This window comes from Acrocarpospora macrocephala, assembly GCF_009687865.1.
Classification (GTDB): domain Bacteria; phylum Actinomycetota; class Actinomycetes; order Streptosporangiales; family Streptosporangiaceae; genus Acrocarpospora; species Acrocarpospora macrocephala.
This window is the reverse complement of sequence record NZ_BLAE01000066.1, coordinates 54,709-65,519: the sequence shown is the minus strand read 5'-3', so window position 1 is coordinate 65,519 and position 10,811 is coordinate 54,709. Positions and strand designations below refer to the sequence as shown.

The 10,811-nt window shown below is 69.3% G+C and carries 10 protein-coding genes; 5 read left to right on the top strand and 5 right to left on the bottom strand.

Annotation, left to right across the window (positions count from 1 at the left end; all coding sequences use genetic code 11):
* Window positions 1-570 precede the first annotated feature (570 nt).
* The 5 genes from Amac_RS42375 (at window position 571) to Amac_RS42355 (ending at window position 5,874) form a co-directional block, all read left to right on the top strand.
* Window positions 571-987, top strand: coding sequence for a hypothetical protein (locus Amac_RS42375; protein ID WP_155360081.1), 417 nt, complete (start codon window positions 571-573; stop codon window positions 985-987).
* Between the two features lie 165 nt (window positions 988-1,152).
* A complete protein-coding gene (locus Amac_RS42370; RefSeq protein ID WP_155360080.1) occupies window positions 1,153-3,144 on the top strand; it encodes an ArnT family glycosyltransferase in 1,992 nt (663 codons plus the stop codon).
* Window positions 3,141-4,367, top strand: coding sequence for a bifunctional glycosyltransferase family 2/GtrA family protein (locus Amac_RS42365; protein WP_155360079.1), 1,227 nt, complete (start codon window positions 3,141-3,143; stop codon window positions 4,365-4,367). The genes Amac_RS42370 and Amac_RS42365 overlap by 4 nt, the downstream gene beginning before the upstream one ends.
* Before the next feature lie 31 nt (window positions 4,368-4,398).
* Complete coding sequence (locus tag Amac_RS42360; RefSeq protein ID WP_155360078.1) at window positions 4,399-4,854, top strand: GNAT family N-acetyltransferase; 456 nt, start codon at window positions 4,399-4,401, stop codon at window positions 4,852-4,854.
* Between the two features lie 48 nt (window positions 4,855-4,902).
* Complete coding sequence (locus tag Amac_RS42355) at window positions 4,903-5,874, top strand: aminoglycoside phosphotransferase family protein (RefSeq protein WP_155360077.1); 972 nt, start codon at window positions 4,903-4,905, stop codon at window positions 5,872-5,874.
* A 76-nt stretch (window positions 5,875-5,950) separates the two neighbouring features.
* Here the strand turns inward: Amac_RS42355 and Amac_RS42350 are convergent, their stop codons facing one another.
* From Amac_RS42350 to Amac_RS42330, 5 genes are read right to left on the bottom strand one after another with little or no spacing between them, the layout of a single operon-like run.
* Window positions 5,951-7,324, bottom strand: a complete 1,374-nt coding sequence (locus Amac_RS42350) for an alkaline phosphatase family protein (RefSeq protein ID WP_155360076.1) — start codon at window positions 7,322-7,324, stop codon at window positions 5,951-5,953.
* Window positions 7,321-8,475 (bottom strand): metabolite traffic protein EboE, encoded by a 1,155-nt coding sequence (eboE, locus tag Amac_RS42345; protein WP_155360075.1) that lies wholly within the window; start codon window positions 8,473-8,475, stop codon window positions 7,321-7,323. The genes Amac_RS42350 and eboE overlap by 4 nt, the downstream gene beginning before the upstream one ends.
* Window positions 8,472-9,323, bottom strand: coding sequence for a TatD family hydrolase (locus Amac_RS42340; RefSeq protein WP_155360074.1), 852 nt, complete (start codon window positions 9,321-9,323; stop codon window positions 8,472-8,474). Before Amac_RS42340 ends, eboE begins: the two co-directional genes overlap by 4 nt.
* Window positions 9,323-9,964, bottom strand: coding sequence for an EboA domain-containing protein (locus tag Amac_RS42335; RefSeq protein ID WP_155360073.1), 642 nt, complete (start codon window positions 9,962-9,964; stop codon window positions 9,323-9,325). Before Amac_RS42335 ends, Amac_RS42340 begins: the two co-directional genes overlap by 1 nt.
* Window positions 9,961-10,785: a sugar phosphate isomerase/epimerase family protein gene (locus Amac_RS42330; RefSeq protein ID WP_155360072.1), complete on the bottom strand. Its 825-nt coding sequence runs from the start codon at window positions 10,783-10,785 to the stop codon at window positions 9,961-9,963. Before Amac_RS42330 ends, Amac_RS42335 begins: the two co-directional genes overlap by 4 nt.
* Window positions 10,786-10,811: the final 26 nt, after the last annotated feature.

The following is a 10,811-nucleotide window of genomic DNA, read 5'->3' as shown; positions in this document are numbered from 1 at the left end:
CCCCCGCGTGCACCTGGCACAACCGCGACAAAGCAACCCACCCCGACCGCTACCGCACCCGCCGCAACCACGACGGCACCTGGACCCTCCTCTACCACGGCAAAAGCCGCTTCGCCGGACGGTTCCGGCGCTGAAACCGGCCGGCACGAGAGCGCCACCCACCCAGCCCGGGAACCCAGGGGTTGAGGGAGTTCTCCGATCCTGAGACAGCGCGTGAAGGGTCGATCCTGGCCACCATGCGTAGCCACGCGATCGGCGCGCCACCATGCGTAGCCACGCGATCGGCGCGCTACGCCTGCTGAACTTCACCGACATCGCCGAAGGTACCCGCTGGGCACGCGACGACTTCTGCAACCCGCTCAGCGCCCTCGGTCTCACAAGGTGAGAATTCCTTCGGCCCTGCCCTGGCCGCCCAGCGCGCTTACTTATCGCTTACACGTTTGCCAGGAAGTGGAATGGATTTCCACAGAGTCGCTCAAGGCGGCGTCAATATGTTTATCCCCAGCGGCGGGCTTTGCAGATGAAATCACCGGATTTCAAAAGGCCGCCGCGGATCGGGGGTTCAATATCATGCGTTTCGCCAAGACTCTCATCACGGGTGTCCTCAGCGCGAGCCTGATCGCCGTGCCGTTCGCGGGTGCGTCGCTCGCGGACACGGCCACGTACCGGCCGCCCGTGGCTTCGGCGGTCCAGCAGAAGGACCGGCAGCCGCAGGTTTCGGTCAGCGACGACCAGGTAGCTTCCGGGGGCTCCTACACGGTTACCGTCGAGACCAAAGGCGTGCGGTACGTCGGCATCGCCACCATCACCGGCCTGAACGGCAGGACGTACACGGTCCGGCTGCGGGACGGCCGCGCCACCAAGACCCTGACCGTCCCCGAGGGCATCCGGCCGGGCACGTACCAAATCCACGCCACGGTCGACGGCAGGAGCGCCTCCGCGTCGATCAACGTGACACGGGGCAGCAGGCACGACGGCCGTCACTAGCACGACGGGACCGGTTCTCGACGTGGGTGTCGCGCACCCGGCCTCGTCTCAGCGCGGGATCGCGGCCGTGGAATCAGGCTCACAGGTTGCGCGCAGCGTCGGCACAAGAAGCGGACAGGCCGGTGGCCGACAGTTTCAGGTAGGCATGGAGGAAAGGACGCACCGATGAGCTCCACTTTGCCCGCGGCGTCGGTAGGCCGACCGCCGCCCGACCCGGCGCCCAGTGGAAGGCGGCTGCGCTCGCGGGTGGACCAAGCCCCCTGGGTACGTCCGGCCTTGCTGGCGCTGCTGCTGGCCACCGCTGTGCTTTATCTGTGGGGCCTGGGCGCCCCCGGCTGGGCGAACTCGTTCTACGCGGCGGCGGCGCAGGCCGGATCACAGGACTGGACGGCGTTCTTCTTCGGCTCCTCGGACGCGGCCAATTCGATCACGGTCGACAAGACGCCCGCCTCGCTCTGGGTGATGGCCCTGTCGGCGCGGCTGTTCGGCGTCAACGCCTGGAGCATCCTGGTGCCGCAAGCCCTGATGGGCGTCGCCACGGTCGGGCTCCTCTTCGCGACCGTACGGCGCTGGTACGGCCCGGCGGCGGGCCTCATCGCCGGTGCGGCGACGGCGCTGACGCCGGTGGCGGTACTGATGTTCCGCTTCAACAACCCCGACGCGCTGCTGGTGCTGCTCATGGTCGCCGGCGCGTACGCGATCGTCCGGGCCGTCGAGAGCGGCGCCACCAAGTGGCTGGTATGGGCGGGGGTCTTCGTCGGCTTCGGCTTCCTGGCCAAGATGCTCCAGGCGCTGCTGGTGGTCCCGGTGTTCGCGCTGGTCTACCTCATCGCGGGGCCGCCCAAGCTCGGCAGGCGCATCCTGCAACTCCTCCTGGCGGGTGTCGCGCTGGTCGTCTCGGCCGGCTGGTACGTCGCCGTCGTCGAGCTGGTGCCCGCCTCGGCGCGCCCCTACATCGGCGGTTCGCAGCACAACAGCCTCCTGGAATTGACCCTGGGCTACAACGGCCTCGGCCGGCTGAACGGCAACGAGACCGGCAGCGTCGGCGGCAGGCCGGGCGGCGGCTGGGGCGAGACCGGCTGGACGCGCATGTTCGACGCCGCGCAGGGCGGCCAGGTCGCCTGGCTGCTGCCCGCCGCACTCATCCTGCTGGCCGTGGGCCTCGCGGTGACGGCCCGGGCGGCACGCACCGACCGTACCCGCGCCGGGTTCGTGCTGTGGGGCGGCTGGCTGCTGATCACCGCCGGGGTGTTCAGCTTCATGGCGGGCATCTTCCACGCCTATTACACCGTGGCCCTCGCTCCGGCCCTCGGCGCGCTGGCCGGCATGGGCGCGGTGACGCTGTGGAGGCAGTGGGGCCGCGCGTGGGCCGCACCCGCCGCGGCTGCCAGCGTGATGGTCACGGCCTGGTGGTCGTATGAGCTGCTCGGGCGCAGCGGCGACTTCCTGCCGTGGCTGCGCTGGGTGGTGCTCATCGGCGGGCTCCTGGCGGCGCTCGGTTTGCTGGCCTCCAGATGGCTGCCCGCGCGGGTGGCCTGGGTGAGCGCGGCGCTGGCGCTCGCCATGGTCCTGGCCGGGCCCGGGGCGTACGCGATGGACACCGCCGCCACCCCGCATGGCGGCTCGATCCCGTCGGCCGGTCCTTCCGTGACAGCCGGATCCGGAGGCAGGGGCGGCCGCTTCCCGGGTGGCATGCCACCAGGGCTCGGCACGGCGCGGAACGGTGGCGCGCCACCGGGCGGTACGCCGCCAGGCGGCATGGGGCGGGGCGGCATGGGCGGACTGCTCAACGGCTCCACTCCTGGCGCGGACATGGTCGAGCTGCTGCGGCGCGAAGCCGGCTCCTACACCTGGGTGGCGGCGGCGATCGGTTCGCAGAACGCCTCCGGCTACCAACTGGCCACCGGCGATCCGGTCATGCCGATCGGTGGCTTCAACGGCAGCGATCCCTCGCCCACCCTCGCCCAATTCCAGCAGTACGTCGCCGACAAGCAGATCCACTACTTCATCGGCGGCGACCGCGGCCCCATGGGCGGCAACGACGGCGACAACACCGCCTCGCAGATCTCGGCATGGGTGACGGCCACCTTCCCCGCCACCACGGTCGACGGCGTCACCGTCTACGACCTGACGTCATCCTCCGGCTCGACCCCATGATCGGCTCCGCACAGGTCGCGCCCGCAGAGCCGGCGGCGCGCGCGCCGGTCCTCGATGTCGTGGTCCCCGTCTACAACGAGCAGGACGACCTCGGCCCTTGCGTGCGCCGCCTGCACGACCACCTGCTCCACGGCTTCCCCTACCCCTTCCGCATCACGATCGCCGACAACGCCAGCACCGACGACACCCCGCGGATCGCGGCCAGGCTCGCCGCCGAGCTGCCGGAGGTCACCTCCGTACGGCTCGCCGTCAAGGGGCGGGGCCGCGCGCTCAAGCACACCTGGTCGGCCTCCGACGCGCAGGTGCTCGCCTACATGGACGTCGACCTGTCCACCGACCTCACCGCGCTGCTGCCGCTGGTGGCGCCGCTCATCTCCGGCCACTCCGACCTGGCGATCGGCTCGCGCCTCACCCGCGGCGCCCGGGTGACCCGCGGTCCCAAACGGGAGATCATCTCCCGCTGCTACAACCTGCTGCTGCGCGGCACGCTCTCGGCCCGCTTCTCCGACGCGCAGTGCGGCTTCAAGGCCGTCCGCGCCGACGTGGCCGCGCGGCTGCTGCCCCTGGTGGAGGACACCGGCTGGTTCTTCGACACCGAGCTGCTCGTGCTCACCGAACGCGCCGGGCTGCGCATCCACGAGGTGCCGGTCGACTGGGTGGACGACCCCGACAGCCGCGTCGACATCCTGCAGACCGCCATCGCCGACCTCAAGGGCATCGCCCGGCTGGCCAAAGCGCTCAGCACCGCCCGGCTGCCCCTGGCACGGCTGCCCGAGCAGCTCGGGCGCGCCCCGCTGCCCGTCGGCCTGACCGGCCAGCTGCTCCGCTTCGCCGCCGTCGGCATCGCCAGCACCCTCGCCTACCTGATCCTGTACGCCTTGCTGCGCACGGGAACCGGAGCCCAGACGGCCAACCTCATCGCCCTCCTCATCACCACCGTGGCCAACACCGCGCTCAACCGCCGGTTCACCTTCGGCGTGCGCGGCACCGGCCGCCTCTGGCTGCACCAGGCCCAAGGCCTCGTGGTCTTCGCCGCGGGTCTCGGCCTGACCAGCGGCTCGCTCGCCATGCTGCACGCCCTCAACCCGGACCCCGCCCAGCCGCTGGAACTCGGCGTGCTGGTAGTGGCCAACCTGGCCACCACGTGCCTGCGATTCCTCCTCCTGCGAACGTGGGTGTTCGGCCGGGCTATCCGTAGGAGAGCCCGTACGCCGACTGAGTAACATGACATGGCGTCGATGGAACGGGAGCAAAGTGAAGATCGTAGTAGACGACCTCTCCGGGCCGGAGATCGCCGAGTTCCTCAACGAGCACATCCAGGAGATGCGGTCCGTCTCTCCCCCGGAGAGCAAGCACGCCCTCGACCTCGACGGGCTCCGCAAGCCCGAGATCACGTTCTGGTCGGTCATGGACGGCGACACCCTGGTGGGCTGCGGTGCGATCAAGAGACTGGACCCGGACCACGCCGAGGTGAAGTCGATGCGCACCACATCGGTGCGCAAGCGGAGCGGGATCGCATCCCTGTTGCTGGAGCACATCATCACCGAGGCCACGCGCATGGGCTTCACCCGGCTGAGCCTCGAGACCGGCTCGGACGATTTCTTCCTGCCCGCCAGAAAACTGTACGAGAAATTCGGGTTCGATTACTGCGAGCCGTTCGCGGACTACAAGCTCGACCCGTACAGCGCGTTCATGACGAGGACGCTCTGAACGCGGAATTCGTTTGTGGCGTGGCGGTCTTGCGGGGATCCTGTTCAGATGAACGGTCAGCATGCTCCGCCGCCAGCGGTCGGGGTGCGTCTTCCCTGGTCTGCGGTGCCCGTCGAGCTGCGCGAGGCCGTTGAGGAGCGTCTTGGCGGTCGGGTTGTCGAGGCCGTCACGCAGCCGGGTGGTTTCTCCCCAGGAGTAGCCGCTCGTCTGCGGTTGAGTGATGGAAGCCGGGCCTTCGTCAAGGCCGTCGGACCGACGCCGAACCCTGACAGCCCAGACATCCACCGGGCTGAGGCGCGCATCGCGGCGAGGCTGCCTGACCAGACGCCGGCGCCCCGGTTGCTGGGTTCCTTCGACCGGCACGGCTGGGTCGTCCTGCTGTTCGAGGACGTGGAAGGCGTCATGCCGGCCCAGCCGTGGGTCATGGCGGAGTTGGATCGCGTTCTCGACGCGCTGGGTGATCTGGCGGAGAGCTTGACTCCGGCCCCGGTGGAAGCTCCGCCCGTCGCCGTCCGGTTCGGCGATCAATTCCAAGGATGGCGCCGCCTCGCAGCGGCGCACCGCCGCGGTGACGACACGCTGGATGGTCTCGACCCATGGGCGCGCCGGCACTTGACGGAGTTGGCGGCCATGGAGGCCGGCTGGAGCACTGCGGCCAGGGGCACCGCTCTGGTGCACGCGGATCTGCGAGCGGACAACCTCTTGCTCACCCGCGACCGGGTGCTCATCGTCGACTGGCCGTGGGCGTGTGTCGCGGCTCCATGGTTCGACCTGCTCGCCATGTTGCCAAGCGTGCGCATGCAAGGTGGTCCACCACCCGAATCATTGTTCGACGACCACCCAGTCGCCAAGAACGCGGATCCAGGGTCGGTGACGGCGGTCCTGACCGCGCTCACCGGGTATTTTGTCGGGCAAGCGCGCCAGCCGGCACCGCCCGGCCTGCCGACGTTGCGCGAGTTTCAGGGCGCTCAGGGCAGGGCTGGTCTGGAATGGCTTCGTACCCGCGTCGGCTGGCAGTAGCGGTATCAGACACGACGGCATTCCGCTTCGAAGTTCGAAGAAGAACTCCTAGCGGAATGCCGCCGCGAGCGGTGGCTCAGGCTGACGTTTTGAGTCCGGAGAGACGAAGGAGCAAGTCCTTCACGTCGGTGGCCGCGTAGGTTCCCTGATCCAGGGTGGCGTCGCTGAGGAGGACCGGGCCGTCGAGTGGGTCGTCTGGGAGGCGGCCGTGGCTGCCTCGGACGCAGGACGGGTCGAGGGGGACGACGGGCATGGTGTAGCGGAAGCCGAGTTCTTTTTTGGCCAAGGCTAGGCCGGCTTTGGCTTTGACCCAGCGGTCTTGGGGGTTGAGGAAGAGTTCGGCGGGGTCGTAGCCGGGTTTGCGGTGGATGTCGACGCCGCGGGCGAAGTCGGGGGCCTGGGCGTCGTTGAGCCAGTAGTAGTAGGTGAACCAGGCGTCGGGGTCGGCGACGGCGACGAGTTCGCCGGCGCGGGAGTGGTCGACGCCGAAGGCGGCTTTGCCGTCGGCGTCGAGGACCTGGTCGACGCCGGAGAGGGCGGAGATGAGCTTGCGTACGGCGGGGGTGTCGGATTCGTCGCGCACGTATATATGGGCGAGCTGGTGGTCGGCGACGGCGAAGGCGCGCGAGGTCCAGGGGTCGAGGTATTCCATGCCCGCCTGGCGGTAGACCGACAGCAAGCCCTCCTCGCGGAGGGCGCGGTTGATGTCGATGGGGCGGGAGACGTCGACGATGCCGTACTCGGAGAGGACGACGGTGGTCGCGCCCGCGGCGGAGGCGTCGTCCAGCAGGGGGCCGAGGGCTTGGTCGACGTCGCGGGCGGCGGCGATGGCCTCGGGGCCGGATGGGCCGAAGCGCTGGAGGTCGTAGTCGAGGTGGGGGACGTAGACGAGGGTGAGGTCGGGGCGTTCGGTGGTGAGGATGCGGCGGGCGGCGGCGATGATCCAGCGGCTGGATTCGATGCCTGCTTTGGGGCCCCAGTAGGAGAAGAGGGGGAAGCGGCCGAGTTCGCGGGTGAGGTCGACGCGGAGTTCGGGTGGGGTTGTGTAGCAGTCGGGGGATTTGCGGCCGTCGGCGTGGTAGATCGGGCGGGGGGTCACGGTGATTTCGGTGGCGGCGCCCATGGCGTACCACCAGCAGATGTTGGCGACTCTGTAGTCGGGTTTGACGGCGCGGGCGTCGTCCCAGATTTTGGGGCCTTCGACGAGGCCGTTGTGCTGGCGCCAGAGCATGATTTCGCCGAGGTCGCGGAAATACCAGCCGTTGCCGACGATGCCGTGGTCGCGCGGGGGTCTGCCGGTGAGCAGGGTCGACTGCACGGAGCAGGTGACGGCCGGGAGCACGGTTCCCAGGGTGGCGGGGGCACCGAGTCTGCGCAGGTTGGGCATGTGGTCGAGCAGCCGGGGGGTGAGCCCGACCACGTCGATGACCACCAGAGGCTTGACTGTCATGCCTCCTCCTTCAGGCCGAGGTTGGTCAGGCGGTTGCGGATCCAGGCGAGTTCGTTGGCGATCCCGTCGACGAGGGCTTCTCGCGTGCGGGGGCGCCGGTCGGGTGGGAGGGTTTGCCAGGTGTACGTCTCCGCCTCGATGTGGTGGGTACGGGCGATCGGCCCGCCGAGAACCGCCCGGAATGTGTCGTCGAGGACGTCCTGCGTAGAGCCCAGCGGTGCGGTGGGGGCGGAATGCAGGGGTACGTGGAAGTGCACGCGCCATGGTGAGGTTCCCGGCAAACCGCCGCCTAGTGCCTCGCCTAGGTCGTCTGTGCCTGGGGTGCCCTGTTCGCGGGTTTGGTGGAGGAATCGTGGTTCGTCGAAGGCGGCGAGTTCCTCGTGCGCGATGCCGGGGTCGTCGATTCGCAGGGCGCAGGACGCCTGCATCTTGATGATCGGCAGCCCGGCCGCGTCCAGCCGGCCGAGTGCCTCGAATGGGTCCTCGAATCCGACGGCCAGATGGCAGGTGTCCAGGCATAGACCCAGATAATCGGGATCCAGACCGGTCAAATGGGAAGCCGCCTGGGTGGTTGTCTCGATCACGCAGCCGGGCTCGGGCTCGAAGCCGACCCTGATCGTCCGCCCGGTCGCCTCGGCCAGCGACGCGAGCCCGTCCCGTAACCGGTCCAGGTTCCGTGCGGCCGTGGCGGCTTGTTCGGCCGACCACGGCGTACGCCAAGCCAGCGGCAACGTGGAAACACTCCCGGTGACGACGTCATCGGGGAGCAGCCCCGTCAGCAGTCTGGCCAGATCGAGCGTGTAAGAAAGGCGATCGTCCGACGTCCAGTCCGGCTGGTAGACGCGCAACTTGGCGGACGCCTCATCATGGAACCCCCGATACGGGAACCCGTTGAGGGTCACCACCTCAAGGCCCTCCCGGTCGAGGGCCGCGCGAAGACGTACGGGTTCGGCGGGGCTGGCGGCCAGCGCGTCGGCGACCGGGCGGGACAGCCAGAGCCCGACCCCGAGGCGGGACACGCCCAGCTTGCGCCGCACCGGACCGGCGTAGTCGCGGAGCTGGGCGAGCACCCCGGCGAGGTCCTCGGCCGGATGCACGTTCGTGCAGTAGGCGAGGTGCACGGTGGAACCGTCGGGGTGGCGGAACCTCACGGCGCCACTCCCCGTTTGATGGTGTTTCCGGCGTAGTCGGCGGCCGGGCTGACCTCGTCGAGCTCGAGTCGCCCGCTTTGCCCGTAGAAGGCGACGGGGTTGGCCCAGAGGACCTTGTCCACGTCTTCTTCGGTGAAGCCGTCGGCCAGCATGGCGTCCCCGACCGCGCGGGTCTTGAGCGGGTCGCTGTGACCCCAGTCGGCGGCCGAATTCACCAGAACCCGGTCGGTGCCGTACAGGCGAAGCAGGGCGATCATCCGGTGCACGTCCATCTTCGTGTCCGGATAGACGGAGAAGCCGGACCAGCAGCCGCTGTCGGCCACCGCTTTGGCGGTCATCTCGTTGAGATGGTCGACGAGGATCATCTCCGGCGGGAGGCCCGAGTCCTTCACCACGTCGAGAGTCCGAAGGGTTCCTGCCGCTTTGTCCCGGTGCGGGGTGTGGACCAGGACCGGCAGTTCGTGTTCGAGAGCGAGCGCCAGCTGAGCTTGGAGCACCTCGTCCTCGGCGGGGGTCATCTCGTCGTAGCCGACCTCGCCGACCGCGACCACCCGATCCTTGGCCAGGTAACGCGGCAGCAGGTCGAGCACGCCGCGCAGCCGAGGGTCGTTGGCCTCCTTGGGATTGAGGGCGATCGCGCAGTGATGGGCGATTCCATACTGCGCCGCCCGGTACGGCTCCCACCCGAGCAGCCCGTCGAAGTAGTCGGCGAAGGTCCCCGGCGACGTACGCGGCTGGCCGAGCCAGAACGCGGGTTCGACCAGGGCGCGAACCCCGGCGTCGTACATGCGGCGGTAGTCGTCGGTGGTTCGCGAGGTCATGTGGATGTGCGGGTCGAAGATTCGCATCACGACGCACCCTTCGTGTCGGAGGACAGGCCGGCCCGCAGGTCCGGGTGGCGTTCGAGGATCGGCCAGATGTCGGGCGGCACGACCCGCCCGGCCGCTTCGCGCTCTTTCGCGAAATCGGCCATCATCCGGGCCAGTTCCCGGTCCGCGCGCGACTCCAGACCGGCCACGCCGGACAGGGGCACACCGGTGAAGACGCATTTCAGGACGGCCTGCCGGTAGGCCTCGGCGGGCAGCCGGGCGGCGCCGTACCGGCTCATGGCGGCGCCGATCAGGCGGGTGTCGCTGGTGCGCAACGCGTCGCGGACGATCGGCAGCCCGGCTTCGCCGAGGCGACCGGCGTCGTCGAAGACGGACAGCGACGCCAGCACGGCGAGCCGCTCTCCGGCGTCGCCGTGCGCGTACAGGTCGAACAGGAGCAGGCCGAGCGGCTCGCCGTCGAGCGGGAGTTCCAGCAGCAGGGTGACCCGGACGGCCTGATCGACGGTCCAGCCGTCGTCAAGCGCGCCCCGGCCGCAACGCCGCCCGGCCGCCGGGAAGACCGCGAAGATCGCCCCGGCATCGGCATGGATCTTGGCGATGGCGGCGTCCAGCCAGCTGACGCCGTCGCCGGTCAGGTACGAGCGAATGGTGGGGATCATGACACCGCCTCACGAAGGAAACGCAGTGAACGTTCGGCCACGGCCGGCGCGGCGTGGCTGTGCCGGGGCAGCTCGACACTGACCAGCCCCTGGTACCCGGTCTCGGTCAGCGCGGCCAGCACCGGCGGGAAGTCGATCTCTCCTTCGCCGAACTCCAGATGCTCGTGCACATCCCGCCGCATGTCGTCGATCTGCACATTCACCAGATACGGCCCAGCCCGCCGCACAGCCTCGGGAACCGAATCCGGCTCATTGCACCGGCAGTGCCCGATATCGAGCGTGAGCCCGAGCCGCGCCGGCTGCCCAAGCATGCCGCGCAAGCGCTCATACCCGGCGATATCGTCAACGAGCATCCCGGGCTCCGGCTCGAACCCGAGCGTGACCCCGCACGTTTCCGCCTCGACCAGCACGGCTTCGACGCCTTTGGCCAGGTTGTCCCAGCCGTCTTGAACGCCGGGCGGGCGGGTGCCACTCCAGAAGGAGACAGCCTCCGCCCCGAGTTCGGCCGCGACCCGGACAGCCCGCCGAAGCAGATCCACCCGGGGGGCGGCTTGGTCCGGCGGGTGCACCAGCGTGGGGTGGTGCTTGTGCACCGGATCGAGGACATAACGCCCGCCGGTCTCGATCACCAGGCTCAGCTTGAGCCGATCCAGCCAGCGACCGACCTGAGCGAGCCTCCGGGACAAGAACGGCCCGTAGGGATCGAGGTGGCCGCTGTCCAGGGTCAGCGCGACACCTTCGTAGCCGAGGTCGGCGATGACGACGAGCGCGTCCGACAATCGATGATTCGCGAACCCATTGGTTCCATAACCGAACCTCATGGGGACACCTTCTTCGCCGACGCGCT